We start from the raw sequence: 19,002 nt of genomic DNA, 5'->3' as shown, positions 1-19,002 counted from the left end.
GCTGTACCGATGTTCCCCGAGGCCGGGGTCAGCCGTGGAGCGCGGTCGCCAGCTGCGCCCGCGAGCGCACGTCCAGCTTCTGGTAGATCCGGGTGAGGCGCGCCTCGACCGTCTTCACGCTGAGATACAGCTTGGCCGCCGCCTCCTGGTTGCTGGCGCCCTGCCCCACCAGGTGGGCCAGGCGCAGCTCGGCGTCCGTGAGCGAGGAGAGCGCGGGCAGCGTGTCCTCCCCGGCCGGCGTCTCGCTGGCCAGCGCCAGCCAAGGCGCCGCACCCGCCCGCTCGAACACCGTCGCCGCGGCCTGCAGCGCGCTCTGCGCCGCCGAGCGCCGACGGCGTCTTCGCTCGACCCGCGCCAGCGAGATCAGCGCCCGCCCGTGCTCCAGCGGCAGCCCCGCCTCGGCGAACCGCTCGGCTGTGCGGGTGAGCAGCTCCGCCGCCTCGTCCGTCCGGCCGGCCCCGGCGAGATACTGGGCGTACGCCCGGTCGCAGCCGAGCAGGACGGTCGTACGCCGCAGCTCCTCGGCCACCGGGCGCACCCCGTCCAGCAGCTCCACCGCCTCCTGCGCCGAGTCGTTGGCGAGCAGGGCCTCCGCCAGCTCCTCGTGCCAACGGAGCATCGACGGGTCGACCGTCGACTGCGCCCGCTCGTTCGCCTGCACCCTGCGCAGGGTCTCCAGGGCCGAGGCCACGTCCCCGTTGATCAGCTGTACGCGCCCCAGCGCGTACAGGCTGCGGGAGAGGAAGACCCGGTCGCCCTCCTCCTCCGACGCCTGGACGCTGCGCCGGGCATAGCTGGCCGCGCGGGCGAAGCTGCCGCCCGCCGTCTCCGCGAGCGCGAGGGTGTACCAGGCCGGCCCGGGGGAGAGACCCGCCTCCAGCGTCAGCGCGAGCGACTGTCCGGCGTGGACGAGCGCCGCCGGGCAGGCCCCGATGCGGGACTCGATCGCGGCGAGCGTGGAGAACAGCTCGATCGTGTCCTCCACCGAACCGCGCCGCTGCACCAGCGGAAGCAGGGCGTTCACCTGGTCGCGGGCGTCGGTCAGCCGGTCGTCGAACAGAGCGTGACGGAGCGTCAGGATCTGTGCGGCGTTACGGATTCCGAGCGGGCGCTCGGCCATCTCCAGGCCGCGCGCCTGCGCCAGGACCGACTCCGCGTCCGAGGCGCCGAGCGCCCGGTCCATCCGCGCCTGCACGGTCAGCGCCTGCGCCGCCGTCCTGGGGTCGCCCACCGAGGCCGCGAGCGCGGCCGATTCGACGGCAGCGGCCCGCGAACGCAACGGATCCCCGTCCGCCAGAACGTACTTGACGGCAAGTCGGAGAAGGACGCCCGCCCGCAGTGCCGTGTCGCCCTCGGAGTCCTCCATGGCGTGCACGTACATCTCGTCGAGGCCGGTCAGTCCCTGGCCCGCGGTGTCGAGGACGGCGAGCCGGGCGCGTACCCGGTCCGAGGGCGCCGCGTCGCGGGCCAGCAGATCGGTGGCGGCGCGCATCGCGAGATCGGCGCGGGCGGCGCGGGCGGCCTCCTCGGCTGCGTCCACGAGCCGCGTGATCCGTTGCGTGGAGTGCCGGACGGGCGTCGACTCGGCCGCGAGCAGGGCAAGTTCGGCCGCGAGCGCGCTGTTGCCGCGGCGCCTCGCGAGATCGGCGGCGGCGGCCACCTCGGCGGCGAGCGACTCGTCGGGGATGTCCGTGGCCAGCGCCCGGTGCCGTACCGCCTCGACCGAATCGTCCACCACTCCGGCGAGCGCGGCGTGCCCGGCGCTGCGCTCGGCCCAGCAGGCGTCGTGCACCAGCGTCGAGGGGAGGAGACCGGCGGTGAAGGCGACCGTGCCGTCCTCGGCGAGCGAGACCAGGTCGGCGCGCTCGGCGGCGGCGAGGTCCGCCTCCGCGTTGGGCCTCCCGGCCCTTCGTATCAGCGCCGCCGTGGGGCGCAGCGCCAGAGCGGCGAGCAACAGCGTCTGCCGTACGTCGGGCGGCGCCGCACCGAGGAGCTGCCGCGCCAGGTCGCGGGCGCGGCCGGACAGGGTCAGCGCCTCGGCGTGGTGGACGGGGGTGTTGCGTGCGTCGGCCAGGGAGCGGCCCACGGCGAGCGCGAGGCGGGGGTTGCCGCCGCTCGCCTTGTGGATCCGGCCGGCCATCCGCGACGGCAGACGGTGGTGGATGAGGAGTTCGGCGATCTCGTCGGCGTGCAGGGGCGGCACGAGGAGGATGTCGGCCTCCGACGGCACCCAGAGCCGGGCGTCGTGGCCGTCCTCGGCGCCGTACGCCTCGGGTGTCTCGACGGCGATGACCCGCAGCGCGGGCGGGGCCAGGTGCAGGGCGAAGCGCAGCAGGTCGGCGCTGTCGGCGTCGATGTGCTGCACGCCGTCCACGACGAGCAGCGCGGGGCCCCGGGCGGTGAGCGCCCGCAGGATCTGCGCGATGCCGAGGCGCAGCGCGATCGGGTCCCAGCCGCCGTCGTAGAGGGGCGCCTCGCGGCACAGCATCGCGACGGCGGTCCGCTGGGGGCCGGGGAGCCCGTCGAAGACCCCGGACGCGGTGACGGAGCCGACGGCGGTACGGAATCCGTCGGGGTCCTCGGGGTGGCCTGCGGGGCCTGGCCGGCCGGTGGTCCCGTGAGGTCCGGAATACCCCTGATGGCCTGTGCTTTCGAAATGACCGAAGTGTCCGGCATGTGCGGACTGGATGGCGGGAACGGTGTCGCCCGCCGGTGGGTCGACAGGGGGAGCGGAGGGGCGGGCGGCGTCACCGCCGGACGGCGGGTCGGCGCGGGGCGTCTCCGGCCCTGTGGCGCCTGTCGTGTCGGCGGCTCTCGGCCAGGTCACCGTCGCCGCGGCCGAGGCGACGAGCGCGGCGGCGGCCGCGCCGGGTATGTCACGGTCGGCCGGCAGGGTCGCGAGCCAGAGGACGGTCTCTCCGCGGGCCTCGGCGCGCGCCGCCTCCGCCAGGGCGACCTCGGTCTTGCCGACGCCCGCGGTCCCGGTGAGCAGCGCGCGGCCTCGGGAGTGCAGCACGCGTTCGAGCCGGGAGAGCAGCTCCTCCCGGCCCACCGGCGCGGGGGAGCCCCCCGCGCCCGCAGGGCGCAGAGGAACGTGTGTCGTCGTCGTCACGTGTCCACCCCCTCCGGCACTCGGGCCCTGCCCGTGAGCCCCGTGGGGCAGAAGAATACGGAGCGTACCGGCGCCGTCCAGGCCTGTTGTCCGGCATACGGACACTCGATGTCGGTCACCACGCCAGGACGCGCCCGTGGTGTAGACCACGAGCGCGCCGCTGACCAGCAATTATGCTGTTGTGGGGGGTGGTTCAGGTGGGGCTCAGAAGGTGAGGTTCCACGAGTCGATGTAGCCGGTGTCACCCGAGGCCACGTCGCGGACCTGCAGCTTCCAGGCGCCGTTGGCGACCTCGCTCGACGCGTCCACCGTGTAGGTGGTCACGACGTTGTCGGCACTGTCCGAGCCGGAGGAGGCCTTCAGGTTGCGCACCGTGCCGTCGGGGGCGATCAGGTCGATGACCAGGTCCCCGCGCCAGGTGTGCTTGATGTCCACGCCGACCTTGAGGGCGGCGGGGGCGTTGCCGGTGCGGCCGGTGACGGAGATCGTGGACGACACGGTGGTGTTGTCGGAGATCGTGACATCGGTCGCGTTCGTGAAGACGGTGCCGGTGGGCGGCGTCGTCGTGGTGACCGCGTCCACGGTCTTCGCGGCGTCGGCGATGCCGGTGCCGCAGCCGCCCGTGCAGGTGCCCGGCAGCGGGCGGGCGTTGGCCTTGATCGCGGACTCGATCTCGGCCGGGGTGAGGCTGGTCTTCGCCGACTTCAGCAGCGCGGCGAGGCCGGCGATGTGCGGCGCGGCCATCGAGGTGCCCTGGTAGGGCTGGTAGTTCTCCGCCGACTGGGTCGTCGTGCCCGAGTTCAGAGTGGAGTAGATGCCGTTCTGCGGCGTGGTGATCGTGCCCGGCGTGTCGGTCGCGCGGCGAGTCTCGCCGCCCGGCGCGGCCACGTCCACGATGGTGCCGTAGTTCGAGTAGAACGAACGGTTGCCCTCGCGGCTGGTGGAGGCCACGTTGATGACGTTCGCGCAGTTCGCCGGGGTGAATCCGGACGCGTTGGCGTTGCTGTTGCCCGCGGCGACGACGACGGTGGTGCCGCGCGAGACGGCGCCGTTGATCGCGTTCTGGTAGACGCTCGGGCAGGTGGAGCTGGCGCCGCCCAGGCTCAGGTTGATGACCTTGGCCGGGGTCGCGTTGGCCGCGACGCCCGGCACGGAGCCGCCGGACGCCCAGGTGATGGCGTCGGCGATGTCGGCGGAGGAGCCGCCGCACTTGCCGAGCACGCGCACGGGCTGGATCTTCGCGTTGTACGCGATACCCGCGATGCCCTTGGTGTTGTTGGTGACCGCACCGATGGTGCCCGCCACGTGGGTGCCGTGCCAGGAGGAGTTGGAGGCCTTGGAACCGAGGCCGCACTCGTTGTCGGTGGCGTTCCAGTCGCCCTCGTCCTTGGCGTTCGCGTCACGGCCGTTGCCGTCGCGGGCGTCCGCGGAGTCGGAGATGAAGTCGTAGCCGGAGACGACGTTGGTGGCGAGGTCCGTGTGGGTCGCGTAACCGGTGTCGATGACGGCGACGGTGACGCCGGAGCCGGTGGTCTTGTCCCAGGCGGCCGGGACGTTCATGCCGCCGGTGGCCTCGAAGAGGTCCCACTGCTTCGCGTAGTCGGTGTCGTTCGGGGCGACCGCCATCGCATACGCGCGGATGTCGGGCTCGACCGAGGCGACCTGCGGGTCGGCGCGGAAGGCGTCCATGACCTCGGCGACGTCCTGCTTCGAGGCGCTGCCGCCCAGGTCGACCAGCGCGGCACCGCCGGCGAGGCGGCGCTCGAAGGCGAGGCTCTCGCCGGTCGCGGCGCCCTTGGCGGCCGCGTCGCTCTTCGCGGCGGCGTTGGAGCCGGCCTCGGCGGTCTTGGACTTGTAGGTGACGATGACCTTCTCGACAGGCGCGCTGGGCAGCGCGGTCATCGCCTGCGCGGCCGGAGCCGGCTTCGGCGTGGCAGCGGCCGGGGCGGCGGCGAACGCCCCGGAGGTGGTGGCTGCGGCGCCGATGATCGCGGCGCTCGCGACCACGACGGATATGACTCTCCGCCTGGAACTGTTCAAGGTGTTCCCTTTCAAGCACGACGTAGGTGCGGAGCAGTGGCGGCGGCGCGGGAGCCACGGGGCGATGTGGGGTCGCGGTCCGTCGTTCCCTGGGCTTGGGGGGCCCGTGCGCCGCCACCGGCGACGCGACGGCCCGGGTCAAGGCCGTCACCGGCGGACACTACCCACCGCTCCCCATGCACCTGACAGGCGGGGCGGGGGATGGGATCTGCCGGTGCGGCAGACAGTAGGGAACGGCGAGATGAACCCGATACGGGGAAAACCCTTGTCGGCCCCCGAGGGGGGTGGGGGAGGGTGGGCAGGGCACGCGCGGGTTGACGTGTGGTGAGCGCGGTCAGGCGACTTCAGGCCGGAATTGTCGCCAGGTAAAGCGGACATGACGGGTGATTTCGGCACAGGGAAAGGGTCCCGTAAGCCAGACCGCGGAATGCGCCCCGCCGCTTGCTCGGCATCGGAACGCCGCGGCGGTGTGCCCGTCCGAAGATCGAATCCCGGCCGCCCCGCCTAGCCCAGTTCGAGCGTCGTCACTCCGAAGACCTTCTCGCGAGCCACCGGCCGGACCTCGCCCGTGTACATCCGGGCCGTCTCGAACGTGGGCTCCAGCCCACGCTCCAGGGCGAGCGCGGCCGCGGAGGGGTTGGCCTCGGGCATGTCGACGGCGATGCGCGGCGAACCGAAGGCCCGCGCCTCTGCGGCCAGCGCGTCCAGGAGTACGGCGGCGTCGGCCGGCGTGTCCGCGAAGAGCGGCCCGATGCGCGCCTCGCCCTCGGCCGGCCGCACCACCCCGTACCCCGTGAGGCGTCCGTCGACGACCCGTGCCAGGGCCCGATGGCCCGGGGTGGTCAGCCACGACGCGAGGAAGCGCGGCCGGTCGGCGTGGTGGCAGGTGCTGTCGTACGCGGAGAGGGCGGCCGGGTCGACCCGCGCCGCGGGGACCACGTCCGGCGCGGGGGAGCCGGAGGCGCCGACCTCGCCGACGTACCGTGCGCTGCGGTACGCGAGGGCGAACCCGGAACGCCGGTAGTTCTCCTGCTGGTCCGGCACCCCGTCGAGGCCGACCGTCCGCCCGCCCGCGTGCGCGAGCCCGGCGCGCCAGGTCGCGAGGCCGTGCCCGCGGCCGCGCAGGTCGGGGCGGACGAGGTAGAAGCCCAGGAAGGCGTACCGGTCGCTGTAGTTGACGACCGAGACGGCGGAGACGGGCTCCCCGTCGACCCGGCCGAGGAAGAACCCCTCCGGGTCCTGGGCGAAGAACGCCGGGGCGTCGGAGAGCCCCGGGTTCCACCCCTCCGCCGCCGCCCAGTCGCGCACGAGCGCCCAGTCCTCGAGCGTGGCCGGGGTGACGTGGAGCGTGCCGGGAGCGGGGGAGGCCATGGGCGTTCCTTGCGGGGGCGAAGGGTGCGAAGCCGTCCGATCCTAGCGAGCACGCCGGCCCCGGCCGGCGCGCGCCGATGCTTTCGAGACACGGGATCCGGCGCACAGTTCAGGACACGAACTGACCTCCACTGCTGCGAGTGTGGTGCCCGGAGCCGCCCCCGCGGAGACGACCCCGCACCCTCCCGTGAAGGCCGCCCGGACAGCCCGCCACCGCCCGTCCCCGTCTCCGCGCCCGCCCGTCTCCGTCTCCGTCTCCGCGCCCGTCCGTCTCCGTCTCCGCCCCAGCCCGTCCCCGCCCCCGAACCTGAGAGCATCATGACCGTCCTCGACACCCGCGCCCTCAACCGCGCCACCCTCGCCCGCCAGTACCTGCTGGAGCGGGCGGACACCCCCGTACGGGACGCCGTGGCGCACCTGTGCGGCATGCAGGCGCAGGAACCGCAGGAGCCCTTCACCGGCCTGTGGTCCCGGCTGCGCGCCTTCACGCCGCGGCACCTGGACGACGCGCTGACGGGCCGCCTGGTCGTGCGCACCCACCTGATGCGCCGCACCGTCCACCTGGTAACCGCCGACGACGCGCTCGCCTGGCGGGCCCGCCACGACACCATGCTGCGCCAGCGGGTGCTGGCCACCTACCGGCGCGAACTCGCGGGCATCGACGTCGACGAGGTGGCCGCCGCCGGCCGAGCCGTCATGGCCGACGGCGAGCCCCGCACCATGGCGGAACTCGTCCGTGCGGTCGGGGACCGCTGGCCCACGCCTCCGCGCCGCGCCCTGGGGGAGCTGCTCGTCGCCTCCCTCATCCCGATGGTCCAGCTCCCTCCCCGCGGCCTGTGGCGCACCAAGGGCGGTGTCCGGAACCTTCCCCTGGCCACCTGGCTCGGGCGCGACGTCGAACCGCTCTCCGACGACGGGACCGACCCGACCGGACAGGAGCTGGTACGGCGGTACCTCGCCGCCTACGGCCCCGCCGCCAGCGCCGATCTCCGTGCCTGGAGCGGCCTGGCCGGACTGCCCGCCGCCGTCAAGGCGGTCCGCGAGGAACTCGTCTCCTACCGCGACGAACGCGGCCGAGAGCTCCTCGACCTGCCCGGCGCACCCCGGCCGGACCCGGACACCCCGGCACCGGTGCGCTTCCTCCCGGCCTTCGACAACGCGATCCTCGGCTACGCCGACCGCGGCCGGATCATCGACGACGCCCACCTCGGCCTCTCCGTCGCCGGCCATCGCGCGGTCCTCGTCGACGGCCGGGTCGCGGCCACCTGGACGGTCCAGGAGGCCAAGGTCGCCGTCACCCCGCTCCGCACGCTCACCCCCTTGGAGCGCGAATCGGTCCACGCGGAGGCCGAAGCCCTCACCACCTTCCTGGCCACCTGACCCCTCGACCGGTCCTCAGCCCACCAGCCGGAGCGCCGTGGCCGCTACGCCCACGTGGACCGTCTGGCCCCAGGTCAGGTCCAGCGCGTCCGACTCCATGCCGTCGCCGAAGGCGACCAGGCGGTCCGACTCCACCGTGAGGTGGAGGGCGTTCCCGGCGTTCAGCACTCCCTCCACCCGCGAGGTGCCCGTCGTCGGGGACGGCCAGGCCTCGCGGACGAACCAGGCGAGGCTGCGGGCCGTCGGGGCGGGGAGCGCCAGGGGGCTGGAGCGTTCGAGCCAGAGGGAGCGGAGCCAGCCCGTCGCACCCGTTCCCGTGCCGACCAGGACGCCCGAGGAGGCCTGCGGCTCGGGTGCGGAGTGCGCCGAACCCTGCCTGTCCCTGCCGCCGTCGACCGCGAGGGTGTAGCGCGCCGTCTGGTGGCTCGGCGGGCCGAGGTAGATCTCGTTCAGGGCGAGGAGCCGCTGCGCGTCGTCCGTCACCGCCTCCGCCATCGTGAGCTCGTCCACCCCCGTACGCTCCGCCGAGGCGACGGCTGAGCGCAGCAGAGCCCCCGCGTCCGCCGCCCGGTGGCGGACGAGCACCCCCGGGTTCCGCCCCGGGTCGGTGTCGATGCCGACCACCGGCTGACCGTCCAGGTACTTGGCCGCGTTGGCCACCAGGCCGTCCTGCCCGACCACCACGACCACGTCCTCGGGGCCGAACAGGAACCGGTCCAGGTCCGCCCGCTCCACCGTCGCCTGCCGCCACGACAGCGGCACCGCCGCCGCGACCTCCGCCAGCCCCCGCCGGGTGCGCTCGTGCCGCCGCCGTACGTCCTCGATGCTCCGGCCGCGGCTCGACAGGAAGAACTCCGCCTGTCCGTGCGTACCGTGGCGCGCGAGCAGCCCCTCGTACTCCGTGACGCGGTGCACGAGCACCGCGCGCGGCGCCAGGCTCACGACGACGACCCGCCGCCGCCCAGCCTGCCGAGCAGCGCCGTCAGGACGTCGGGGGAGACCGTCACGCTCTCGATCCGCGGCAGGTTCTCCGCCGCCCTGGTCGCCGCCAGCGCGTGGAGCGTCCCGGCGTCGACCTCCCCGTGCACGCGAAGCCACGCCGCCTGCGCGGCCGCCCGTGCCTCGCCGACCTCACGCGCCGCCTCCGCCTCGGCACGCGCGAGCCGGACCTTCCGTACCGCCTCGGCCTCCGCCCGTACGGAGTCGGCGGCGGCGCTCTCCTCGGCCTCGCGCCGCGCGTTGGTGCCGCGCTGGTCGACGAGCCGCTCCTCCTGCCGGGCCAGCTCGATCTTGCTGGCGAGCTCGTTCTCGGCGATGGTCCGCTCGCGCTCGACCGCCACGGCCCGTCGCTCGTACGTCGCCCGGTCCGCCTCCTGCTGGATCTGCTCGCGGGCCGGGGTGCGCAGCGCCCGCTCCACCTCCGGCTCCGGACGGATCGCCACCACCCGTACCGCCACCACCTCGATGCCGGTGGCCGGCAGGCGCGGCTCGGCCGCGAGCCCGTCGGCGATCCGGTCGCGTACCGCCGCCACGCCGTCGACCAGCGCCGCCGCCAGCGGCGTGCGAGCCAGGACGTCGAGGGCGTGCTGCTGGGCCGTCTCGGTCAGCAGCGTGGCGATCTGCTCCAGCGGCGCACCGCGCCACGCGCCGGTGTCCGGGTCGATGGAGAAGTCGAGCCGGGTGGCGGCCGCCTCCGGTTCGCCGATCCGGTACGTGACCGTGGACTGCACGCTCACGTCCTGGAAGTCGGCCGTCCGCGCGTGGAACGCCATCGCCAGCTCCCGGTCGTTCACCGGCACTTCGGAGAGCGCGGCGGACAGGGAGCGGTACCAGAAGCTCAGGCCCGTCCCGTCGTGGACGAGGCGTCCGCGCCGGTGGTGACGGATGTGCGCCGTGGGCGCGGACCTCAGATGGCGCCAGCCGGCGCGGCGGGTGATGTCGGCCATGGGAACTCCCCCTTGTCGTCAAGTTGACGATAGGGGGGAGCATGCATTTGCGTCAAGATGACGAAAGCGGAGGGTCCGGTGGGGCCGTGTCGTGCAGACGCGCCGAGACGTCCTCGTGCGCCAGGCGGCGCAGGGCCAGCAGGATCGGCTCGTAGAGCATCGTGTACGCGACGGCCGCCTCGATCGCCTCCTCCACGACCGGGTACTCCTCCATCACCGCGTACTCCTCGGCGGCGATCGGGTGCATCACCTCGGCGTACCGCCGGATGTGGTCGACGCCGCCCCGGTAGCCCAGGGCGCGGAGCGTCACGACCGCCCGGGTCAGCGCGGTGAGCGCCGGCGCCCCGTCGCTCACCCGCCAGCCCATCTCGGCGAGCAGATCGCGCATCTCGGCGAAGACCTCGTCCCAGTCCGCACGCTCGGGGTCGGAGGTCTGGGGCGGCGAGATCCGCGGGCCGAGCATGTACGCGGCGACGCTGACGCGCTCGTGGCGGCCGGAGGCCGGGTCGTCCGCCACCGCCAGGACGTCCCGGGCCTGCTGGATCGTCATCCCGCCCACCGTGAGGAGCGCCCGCACCAGGCGCAGCCTGCGCAGATGCTCCTCGCCGTACGCCGACTGCCGGGCCGTGACCGGCGTCCCGGCGGGCAGGAGCCCCTCGCGCAGGTAGTACTTCACGGTGGCCACCGACACGCCCCCGCGGTCGCTCAACTCGGAGAGGCGCACAAGCGGTTCACCGTTCCCATCGTCTCGACGCGCACGCCGGGGAGTGCTGCCCCGGCCACCGAGGGTAGTGCAGCTATCCAAGGGGCGCGGCGGACCGGAGCGGAGCGATCCGCGGTCAGCCGGCCATGGCTGCCGGTGCGGTCGCCGACGGGCCCGTCGCCCCGTCGGTGCGGGGGGAGGGGAGCGACGGTCCGGAGGCGACGACCGGAGACGGACTCGGGGTGTTCGAGGCGTTCGAGGGTATGGGCAGGGCTCCCGCCCCGGTCGTCAGGAGGACGACCCCGCGCGCCGCCACCGCCGAGGCGGCTGCCGCGACCAGCCAGCCCCACACGCCCGCGCGGAACGTCTCGCCGAGCAGCGCCACGCCGATGACCGCGGCGGCGGCCGGGTTGGAGAGGTTCACGACGGCCAGCGGCGCGGCGAGGCCGCCCCGGTAGGCGGTCTGCGACAGCAGCAGCCCGCCCACGGCGAAGGCCGAGATCAGGACGGCGATCAACGCCGTCTGCCACCAGGTCGTCGGTCCGCCCGGCAACTCGCGCGCGAGCGCGGCCGTCAGCGTCTGCGTCAGCGCGGAGCCGACCCCGGAGGCGATTCCCGAGGCAGTGGCGTGCCCCAGTCCCCGCCCCTGTCCTTTCCTCCGGCCGTGACCCGTCCCCCGGCCCTGACCCGGCCGACGCCGTCCGCCCGAGGCGAGGGCGGTGATGAGAAGCGCCGTCACCGCCGCGACGACGAGGGCCTCCCGCAGGCTGAGCGCGTCGCCCGGGGTCGCCGGTCCGGTGACCGCGATCAGGCCGACGAGTCCGGCCAGCGTCCACAGCGCGCCGCGCCATTCCGCCCGGGTCACGCGCCGCCGCGCGTAGTACGCCCCCAGGGGCAGCGCCGCCACCAGCGTCAGCGCACCGAGCGGCTGAACGAGCGTCAGCGGGCCGTAGTGCAGCGCGGCCACGTGGGCGAGCGCGCCCGCCGCGTTGAGGCCGACCGACGACCACCACTGGCCGCGGGTGAGCAGCGCGCGGAGCGCGCCGCGTCCGCCGTCGGAGGCCGAGGCGAGCCGGGACTGGGCGACGGCGGCCAGCGCGTAACCGGCCGTCGAGACCAGGGACAGGAGAACGGCCGGCAGCGTGCCCTGGAGGCCGTTCATCGCAGGACCTCCGCCGTGCGGGGCGCCGGTCCGGGAAGGACGACCCCTGGGACGCCGAGCCCGGAGCCGGCGAAACCGGCAGCGTCGGGACCGGCGGTGTCAGGACCAGAAGTGGCGGGTCCCGAAGCAGCCGGTTCCGGCGCGGCGCGATCGGACGTGCCCGGGGTTCGTACGACCGCGAGCGCGACACCGAGCAGGGCCGCCGCCACGAGCGCGTCGAACCAGTAGTGGTTGGCCGTGCCGACGATCACCAGCAGGGTCAGCGCCGGATGGAGCAGCCACAGCCACCGCCACCGCGTACGGGTCGTGGCGATCAGACCGATCGCGACCATCAGGGCCCAGCCGAAGTGGAGCGAGGGCATCGCGGCGAACTGGTTCGCCATCGAGTCCGTGGCCGGGGTCGCTCCGTACACCGACGGTCCGTAGATCCGGGCGGTGTCGACGAGACCGGTCGCGTCGAGCATCCGGGGCGGGGCGAGCGGCATCAGGAGGTGCAGCGCGAGCGCGGCGGCGGTGAGGAGCGCGAGGACGCGCCGAGACCAGAGGTAGTGGTCCGGCCGGCGCCAGTAGAGCCAGGCGAGGAAGGCGATCGTGGCCGGGAAGTGCACGGCCGCGTAGTAGGTGTTGGCGGCCCGGACGAGCGTGTCCCCGTGCATCAGGAGGGCCTGAACCGACCCTTCGCCGGGCAGATGGACGGCGCGCTCCGCCTCCCAGATCCGGTCGGCGTTGTGGAAGGCCCGCAGTTCGTGGCCGTTCGCGAAGAGCCTGCCGAACTTGTAGACGAGGAACAGCGCGGAGACGAGCAGCAGCTCACGTCCGAGGGCCGGCCTGGGGATGCGCCGCGCGTCCGGCGTGCGTGGTGCGGCGGGTGCGTCTGGCGCGTCGGGCGCGTCGGGCGGACGCGGGGCGCTCGACGGGTCCGGGGTAGCGGTCGGCCCCGGTCCGGTGGGACGTGTCCCGCGTATCCCGGCAGCCATGCCGCGGCCCCTTTTTCCATCAAATCGCCAGCAAACGGAGGAAGCCTAGATCCGAATTCATCGAGACGCAAGCGTCTCGATACGTTTGCGTCTCGATTGTGCACCCCCTACTCTCGTATGTGCAGAGAGCTGTCCGGGAGGAAGCCATGTCCACGCAGGCCGCGACCGAAGCCGCCCGCCGCAGCAAGATCACCCCCGAGCGGGAGACCGAGCTGTACGAGGCCGTGCTCTGCCTGCTCCGCGAGGGCGGATACGACGCGGTGACCATGGAGGGCGTCGCGGCCCGCACCAAGTGCGGCAAGGCGACGCTCTACCGGCAGTGGGGGACCAAGCCGAAGCTCGTCACGTCCGCCCTGTCCAAGCAGCGCTGCGTGTTCTTCGCCGGAATCGACACCGGTTCGCTGGCGGGCGACCTCCGCGAGGCCGCCCGCCTCGCCTCGACCCGCCGCGACCACGACGCCGAGCTGATGGAGGCCGTCAGCCAGGCGTACGTCCAGTACCCCGATCTGCGCGAGGCGCTCCGCGAGACCGTCATCAGCCCCGAGATCGCCGCGCTCGACGAGATCCTCCGGCGGGCCGCGGAGCGCGGCGAGATCGACCCGGACAATCCGGCGGTCGGTTTCGTCGCCCCCTGCTTCCTCGGCATGCTCCGCATCGAGCGGCTCTTCGAGGAGCGGTTCGCCGACGCGTCGACCATGCGCGCCTTCGTCGACTCCGTCCTCCTCCCCGCCCTGATGCCCGCCGCGGGGCGCGCCGAGGTGTGACCGCCCGTCCCCTCCGGCACCCTGGACCCATGGATTCCGCCACCCCCGACGTACGCGTCCGACGGATCTACGAAGCCCCCTCGCCCGACGACGGCGTACGGGTCCTGGTCGACCGCCTCTGGCCGCGCGGCCTCGCCAAGACCGACGCCCGGATCGACGAGTGGCCCAAGGCGCTCACCCCCTCCACCGAACTGCGCCGCTGGTACCACGGTTCGGAGGGCTCGTACGAGGAGTTCTGCCGGCGGTACGAGCACGAGCTCGCCGAACCCGAGGCCGCCGAGGCGCTCGACCGGCTGCGCACCCTCGCCGCCCAGGGGCCCGTCACCCTGCTCACCGCCGCCAAGGACCCCTCCGTCAGCCACACCTCGGTACTCGAACGCGCGCTGGCCGACTCGGCGGCATAGCCAGGGACACACGGCTCCGGTCACCATGGCGTGACAGCACCTTCCGCACCCTGGCGCATCTTCTGCACACCCGCACGAGCACCCTGCCCGAGTTCCGCACCTTCCCGTTCCGGAGGCGCCGCGTGGACCCGACGACATCCGCACGCCATGAGCTGCTCGACGCGCTGCAGCGCGACCCCTACCCCCTCTACGCACGTGCGCGACAGACCGACGGTCTGACCTTCGTCCCCGAGCTCGACGCCTGGCTGGTCGCCCGGGACGCCGACGTCCGCGAAGTGCTGCTGCGGGCCGACGACTTCTCCTCTGCCCAGTCCCTGCGGCCCGACGTCCTGCCGGCGCCCGCCGTCCTCGGTGTCCTCGCCCGCGGCTTCGGGAGGCGGCCCACCGTCGTCTCCACGGACGGCGCGGCGCACCGCCGCCACCGGGCCCCGATCAACCGCGGCCTCTCCGCCGCGCGCGTCGCGGCCCTCACGCCGTACGCCGCCGAGGTCGCCACGCGCCTCGTCGACGGCTTCGCCGCGAACGGCCGCACCGAGGTCATGTCCTCGTACGCGCGCGAGCTGCCCGGCGCGGTCATCGGCCGGCTCATCGGCTTCGACCCCGAGGACGTGCCCGCCGCGGTGCACGGAGGACACCGCGCCGAGCAACTCCTCTTCCGGCCGATGCCCGAGGACGAACAGCTGGCCGCCGCCGAGGACGTCGTCGCGCTCCAGCACCTCCTGGACCGCTACGCCCGCGACCGGCGCGCCCGACCGCGCGACGACCTCTGCTCCGCGATGGTCGCCGCCCTGGCCCCCGACACCGGGCTCGGGCCCGGCATCCGTGAACTCACCGACGACCAGCGGAACGAACTCGCCTCCAACCTGCAGAACCTCCTCATCGCCGGCCACCTGACCACCACCGCGCTGATCGGCACCGCTCTGTTCCACCTGCTGTCCCACCGCGACCAGTGGGAGCTGCTCTGCGCCCGTCCCGAGCTCATACCCGGGGCGGTGGAGGAAGCGGCACGCTTCGACACCGCCGTCCAGGGATTCCGCCGCACGACCACCCGTCCGGTCGTGCTCTCCGGCACCGAACTGCCCGCAGGGGCCACCGTCTTCGTCGCGTACGGCTCCGCCAACCGCGACGAGGCACGCCACGAGGACCCCGACACCTTCGACATCACCCGGCCCGCGCACCCCACCCGCCATGTGGGCTTCGGCCACGGCGCCCACGGCTGCCCCGGCTCCCAGCTCGCGCGCACCCAACTCCGGCTCACCCTGGAGCTGTTCACCCGCCGCTTCCCCGGGCTGAGGCTCGCGAAGGACCAGGGGGTCGTGATGCGGCCGACCATGATCCACCGCTCGCCCCTGGAGCTCCCGGTCACCTGGTGATCCCCGCCGAGGCGCCGCGTCACTCCCCGAGCAGACGCGGCGCTTCCGCGGCGGCGTCCGTCACCTCACCCGCGCGGTCGGCCAGTGCACGGGCCCACCGTACGAGTCCGCCGACGTCGATCCCGTACGGATCGGGCCGCCCGTCGATCCGCCCGGCGCCGCGGAGCAACAGCCGTGCCCCGCCAGCCGCGTTGCCCCGTGCCGCGTGCGTCAGACCCACCGCCAGCTGTGCGAGCCCCTGCCAGAGATCCCGCTCGTCGGCGGGGCCGCTCTTCCAGGCGTCCTCGAAGACCTCGTGCGCGTGGAACGGCATCCCCGCGTCGAGGAGCCGCTGCGCCTCGCGCACCGACGCCTCCGGGGTCCGCACGACGCCCTCGGGCTGCCGGGGCACCCCCTCGGTCCCGTACGGCAGCGGTCGCCCCAGCCCGTCCCGGGGCCGCCCACTGCGCGCCCGCCCCTCCGGGTCCCGGTCCCTCGGCATCCTGTCCACGCTCCCATTCTCCCCCGAGCCCGCCCCGCCTGGGCGGATGCCACCCGCGACCCGGCCGGGGGTGCGCCCCGGCGCCGCACGGAGTGGGGTAATGTTCTCTTGCACGCCGCCGCCGGGGACGAACCGGGGGCACGGGCATCGGGACGTGGCGCAGCTTGGTAGCGCACTTGACTGGGGGTCAAGGGGTCGCAGGTTCAAATCCTGTCGTCCCGACTTGAGGTTCGCCTCGTAGTCGCAGATAAGAGCCCTGTCTCACTTCGGTGAGGCAGGGCTCTTGTTCGTTCTCCGGGGTAGTTGTGTCACATTTCGTCACATGCCGAGTGGATCTTCCTCAACCTGCGAGCAGCTCACCGAGCTTGTCCGAACCCCTCTTGAGACTCTGCGGGTCGGGGTGGAAGTAGACCCGCTTGATGAAGGACGGGTCGCTATGTCCCGCCCACGCGGAGACGACGGTGTCGGGGACGCCGTGGTTGGCCATCCACGAAAGACACGCGTGGCGGGCGTCGTAGAGACGCACCTTCCGCACGCTGGCCTGAGCCATCAGTCGGTGAGCCTCACGACGGAGCTTGTCCGTCTTGAACGGTCGACCCAACTCGTCAACGACCACGTAGCCACTCCCCTCATACGCTTCCCCTGCTGCAAGCCTCTCCGCGGCCTGAGGGCGTGGAGGGTGAGAAGCGCTGCTTGCAGCGGCTTGGGCAGCGGCAGCGCCTTCCTACCGTTTCTGGTCTTGGGATCCTTCTCAACGGCCTTGTTGCGCCAACCCTTCGGCAGACTACGGTCATAGACGATGGTGCGGGTGTTCCCCACCGCGATGGCGCCAGCGCCCGTGAGGTCAACATCCATTTCCAGCGAGTGCCGCATACCTCGGCAGGACGCTCGGCAATAAGGCTCAGAAGCATCACCCCAAACAGGCGGTCACTCTTGGTCGCCTCGATAAACGCCTTCACCTCCGTCTTGTCTCAAGGTCGACGCTTCGCATCTGCCTGGGCCGCTTTGCGCACCGCGTCGCGGGAGACGCGGACGTGCTCGGCAACGTTGCGGGCGACCACCCGCGGCGAACCGCAAAGGTAAGCGCGGAGCGCAGCCGGCCAAGGGCGAGCCGCACTGATCGAAGACCAACACCAGTTCCCGGCTTTCCGCCGCGCTGGCGCCCACGGGTCAGCATCCAGTCCACAAATTCCTCGACGTCCTCCTCAGTGAGCAGCTGAAGCCGCTTATCTCCAAGAAACAACCGTGCGGGGCGGATCGCATTGTCATAGTTGGAGGCGGTCGCTTCCTCAACCCCTCGGGTCGCAGTCTTGAGCCATAGATCAAGCAACTCATCAACCGTTATTTTGCTTGGTATCACGAACGTACCGGTGGTGGACTGATGCCGAATGCGGGCGAGCTCGTCCCGAGCCTGCTTCTTCGTGTCGTAGGTCTTGCGGATCTGTCGCCTTTTGCCGTTGACTTGTCGCGGGCCATCGGTGACGAACCGATATCGGGTCGTCCCGTCCTTGAGAGTTATCTTCGTGATCGGATCGCTCATCGCGCACCTTCTATATAACGGAGCCCCCTACCGGCTATCCCTTACCCCCCTCCTCCCTCACGTGGCTTCCAGATAACAGATGAGCGATGCAGTAATGACTCGGTAGCGGTTGCCAAATGCAACAACCCGAAAAGGAACTTGCTCTCGCTTGATCAACTCGTACAAGTGAGACTTAGAGATACCAAGTGCTTCGGCAGCTTTGGCAACATCACATGTGGCTGCCCACGAGCGGATTTCATGGAGACTGTGCGGCATACGAACCCTCCTCGATGGCCCGCTGCGGGAGGAGGTCCTGCCTGAAGATATGACTGCGGCTAGGATTCTTTGGCGGAATATCCGATCGGTGACGTCTGTCAAGATAATTCGGTCCGTTCAGAGGGGGGTAACGTCGTTTTGCTCGAAATGCGCGGTGGAGGCTCGACCTCTACCATGGTGCTATGGCGCTGTTGAGACCCTCGACATGGCCGAAGCGAGCACAGCTGGCTGTGCCGGCTGCCGCAGCTGCTGTCGCGTTCGCCCTTCAATCGATAGCCGGGTTTGATCTAATAGATCTCAGCGCCTGGCAATTTGCCCTCATTACCGCAGGCGGATTCGTTGGGGCCTTCTTTGCGGTATGGCTGCCATTGGGCTGGGAGAGGGGCGAATCTAGGCTCGTTGAGACTCAGCGCCTAGAAATCGAAAAGCTGAAGGATGAGAGGGAGCGGGACGCTAAGGCGCTAATGTTCGCGTACTTGAAGAACCTGTTCGGTCTGGTGGATTACACCGAAGGCCTTGCCAGGATTTCCGAAGAACGACGCGCTGGTTTCGAGCAGTCAATTAAAGAGCGAACGGTGCACGCCGTTGAGGCGTGTGCCGGTGACGTACCGGAAGCTCGGGTAACGTTCTTCCACCTGGACGGATCGAGTCGATTGTGTGTCTCGTACCATTCCGGCAGTGCGCGCGGAGCTTTGGCTGATGTGCCATTCAATAGCAAGCATGGAGAATACTTGCTGGAAGCCACCAAGGTCGGCAGAGGGGAAGTTGAAGCAAACTTGCGGAGAAGGAACGCAATTAGGTGGCCAACTCCGCGAAACTTCCAGACCCTCGTGTACTTTCCTGTACGCACCCCAACTAAGGTGTATGGGATCCTCATGATTGATGCGCCAGAACCAGGAGTCATCGAGAAGCGACATCTCAACCTGCTGGCCATCGCTGCGCGCCATGCCGCGGCCGGACTCGCTCTCTGTGAGACACCCTCGACAACCTGAGGTTGCAGCACGACCGGTTTATTGTCTTCAAATCGCAGGGCGCGCCCCCAGTTGGGTTATGTAAAATCAATGAGGCAGGCGCTCCGCGCTCCTTGATGGGGTTTCGTGCCGTCTTGCTTCTCTGGTTCGCCTCGCTCGGCTGTTGTGACATGTTGATCTGCCTCGCAACTCGGTTATCTTCTTCATACGCAGCTCTTTCTCGAAGCAGGCGCGGTACTTCGCAACGGTCCCGATCTCCTTGACTATCCGGTTCACCCAGGCCGGCGATCAGGGAGAATGCAAGGATCTGAGGCGAAAGTTGCGTTCGGAAGCGGACGTGCCACCGACCGTGCACGGGATGATGGTGCCCGACAGTCGATCGTCTCTGTCGGTGATCGACACTAAGCTTGCTCTCAGCCCGTGCCGGACTGGGGTGTGCGGGATAGGCCCTGGTGCCCCGCCTGGCGGGACGCAGTACGACCGGGGCCGCTCTGCCCCGGGTGGCCCGTGTGGTCATCCGGGG

The 19,002-nt window shown here is 71.7% G+C and carries 16 protein-coding genes, 1 tRNA gene and 1 pseudogene; 6 read left to right on the top strand and 12 right to left on the bottom strand.

Features of this window, described 5'->3' with window-relative positions; translation table 11 throughout:
- Positions 1 to 28: 28 nt before the first annotated feature.
- From ACF1G2_RS03650 to ACF1G2_RS03640, 3 genes are all read right to left on the bottom strand, one after another.
- Positions 29 to 3,052 carry a LuxR C-terminal-related transcriptional regulator gene (locus ACF1G2_RS03650; RefSeq protein ID WP_391797025.1) on the bottom strand — a complete coding sequence of 1,008 codons (3,024 nt, stop codon included), beginning with the start codon at positions 3,050 to 3,052 and terminating at the stop codon, positions 29 to 31.
- A 264-nt stretch (positions 3,053 to 3,316) separates the two neighbouring features.
- Positions 3,317 to 5,014 carry a S8 family serine peptidase gene (locus tag ACF1G2_RS03645; RefSeq protein WP_391797024.1) on the bottom strand — a complete coding sequence of 566 codons (1,698 nt, stop codon included), beginning with the start codon at positions 5,012 to 5,014 and terminating at the stop codon, positions 3,317 to 3,319.
- Positions 5,015 to 5,656: 642 nt separating this feature from the next.
- Positions 5,657 to 6,523, bottom strand: a complete 867-nt coding sequence (locus ACF1G2_RS03640) for a GNAT family N-acetyltransferase (RefSeq protein ID WP_391796653.1) — start codon at positions 6,521 to 6,523, stop codon at positions 5,657 to 5,659.
- A 318-nt stretch (positions 6,524 to 6,841) separates the two neighbouring features.
- Between ACF1G2_RS03640 and ACF1G2_RS03635 the strand changes: the two genes are divergently transcribed.
- Positions 6,842 to 7,903 carry a winged helix DNA-binding domain-containing protein gene (locus tag ACF1G2_RS03635; protein WP_391796652.1) on the top strand — a complete coding sequence of 354 codons (1,062 nt, stop codon included), beginning with the start codon at positions 6,842 to 6,844 and terminating at the stop codon, positions 7,901 to 7,903.
- Positions 7,904 to 7,918: 15 nt separating this feature from the next.
- On the opposite strand, the gene ACF1G2_RS03630 is transcribed toward ACF1G2_RS03635, so the two are convergent.
- From ACF1G2_RS03630 to ACF1G2_RS03610, 5 genes are all read right to left on the bottom strand, one after another.
- Positions 7,919 to 8,845: a hypothetical protein gene (locus ACF1G2_RS03630; protein ID WP_391796651.1), complete on the bottom strand. Its 927-nt coding sequence runs from the start codon at positions 8,843 to 8,845 to the stop codon at positions 7,919 to 7,921.
- Complete coding sequence (locus ACF1G2_RS03625) at positions 8,842 to 9,849, bottom strand: SPFH domain-containing protein (protein ID WP_383220247.1); 1,008 nt, start codon at positions 9,847 to 9,849, stop codon at positions 8,842 to 8,844. The genes ACF1G2_RS03630 and ACF1G2_RS03625 overlap by 4 nt, the downstream gene beginning before the upstream one ends.
- 52 nt (positions 9,850 to 9,901) lie before the next feature.
- Complete coding sequence (locus ACF1G2_RS03620) at positions 9,902 to 10,573, bottom strand: MerR family transcriptional regulator (RefSeq protein WP_391796650.1); 672 nt, start codon at positions 10,571 to 10,573, stop codon at positions 9,902 to 9,904.
- Between the two features lie 115 nt (positions 10,574 to 10,688).
- Positions 10,689 to 11,714 carry a DMT family transporter gene (locus tag ACF1G2_RS03615; RefSeq protein ID WP_391796649.1) on the bottom strand — a complete coding sequence of 342 codons (1,026 nt, stop codon included), beginning with the start codon at positions 11,712 to 11,714 and terminating at the stop codon, positions 10,689 to 10,691.
- A complete protein-coding gene (locus ACF1G2_RS03610; protein WP_391796648.1) occupies positions 11,711 to 12,691 on the bottom strand; it encodes a phosphatase PAP2 family protein in 981 nt (326 codons plus the stop codon). Before ACF1G2_RS03610 ends, ACF1G2_RS03615 begins: the two co-directional genes overlap by 4 nt.
- A 146-nt stretch (positions 12,692 to 12,837) precedes the next feature.
- Here ACF1G2_RS03610 and ACF1G2_RS03605 point away from each other — a divergent pair, with 146 nt between their 5' ends.
- The 3 genes from ACF1G2_RS03605 (at position 12,838) to ACF1G2_RS03595 (ending at position 15,232) form a co-directional block, all read left to right on the top strand.
- Positions 12,838 to 13,455 (top strand): TetR/AcrR family transcriptional regulator, encoded by a 618-nt coding sequence (locus ACF1G2_RS03605; RefSeq protein WP_391796647.1) that lies wholly within the window; start codon positions 12,838 to 12,840, stop codon positions 13,453 to 13,455.
- Positions 13,456 to 13,484: 29 nt separating this feature from the next.
- A complete protein-coding gene (locus ACF1G2_RS03600) occupies positions 13,485 to 13,859 on the top strand; it encodes a DUF488 domain-containing protein (RefSeq protein WP_391796646.1) in 375 nt (124 codons plus the stop codon).
- Between the two features lie 122 nt (positions 13,860 to 13,981).
- Positions 13,982 to 15,232: a cytochrome P450 gene (locus ACF1G2_RS03595; RefSeq protein ID WP_391796645.1), complete on the top strand. Its 1,251-nt coding sequence runs from the start codon at positions 13,982 to 13,984 to the stop codon at positions 15,230 to 15,232.
- A gap of 19 nt (positions 15,233 to 15,251) precedes the next feature.
- Here the strand turns inward: ACF1G2_RS03595 and ACF1G2_RS03590 are convergent, their stop codons facing one another.
- Positions 15,252 to 15,713, bottom strand: a complete 462-nt coding sequence (locus ACF1G2_RS03590; RefSeq protein ID WP_391797023.1) for a DUF309 domain-containing protein — start codon at positions 15,711 to 15,713, stop codon at positions 15,252 to 15,254.
- 148 nt (positions 15,714 to 15,861) lie between these two features.
- Between ACF1G2_RS03590 and ACF1G2_RS03585 the strand changes: the two genes are divergently transcribed.
- A tRNA-Pro gene (locus ACF1G2_RS03585) sits at positions 15,862 to 15,935 on the top strand.
- A 118-nt stretch (positions 15,936 to 16,053) separates the two neighbouring features.
- On the opposite strand, the pseudogene ACF1G2_RS03580 reads toward ACF1G2_RS03585, so the two are convergent.
- The 3 genes and pseudogenes from ACF1G2_RS03580 to ACF1G2_RS03570 all read right to left on the bottom strand — a co-directional run.
- Positions 16,054 to 16,341: pseudogene (locus tag ACF1G2_RS03580) on the bottom strand (tyrosine-type recombinase/integrase); the annotation flags it as partial.
- Positions 16,342 to 16,668: 327 nt separating this feature from the next.
- Positions 16,669 to 17,253, bottom strand: a complete 585-nt coding sequence (locus tag ACF1G2_RS03575) for a hypothetical protein (RefSeq protein ID WP_391796644.1) — start codon at positions 17,251 to 17,253, stop codon at positions 16,669 to 16,671.
- Between the two features lie 57 nt (positions 17,254 to 17,310).
- The gene (locus ACF1G2_RS03570; RefSeq protein ID WP_391796643.1) at positions 17,311 to 17,508 is read right to left on the bottom strand and encodes a helix-turn-helix domain-containing protein; all 198 of its coding nucleotides are present in this window, start codon (positions 17,506 to 17,508) and stop codon (positions 17,311 to 17,313) included.
- Positions 17,509 to 17,690: 182 nt separating this feature from the next.
- On the opposite strand from ACF1G2_RS03570, the gene ACF1G2_RS03565 reads away from it, so the two are divergent.
- Positions 17,691 to 18,500: a hypothetical protein gene (locus ACF1G2_RS03565; protein WP_391796642.1), complete on the top strand. Its 810-nt coding sequence runs from the start codon at positions 17,691 to 17,693 to the stop codon at positions 18,498 to 18,500.
- Positions 18,501 to 19,002 lie beyond the last annotated feature (502 nt).

Source organism: Streptomyces sp. NPDC013457, from assembly GCF_043089925.1.
Classification (GTDB): Bacteria; Actinomycetota; Actinomycetes; order Streptomycetales; family Streptomycetaceae; genus Streptomyces.
The sequence above is the reverse complement of the archived record's forward strand: the minus strand, read 5'-3'. Positions and strand labels throughout refer to the sequence as shown.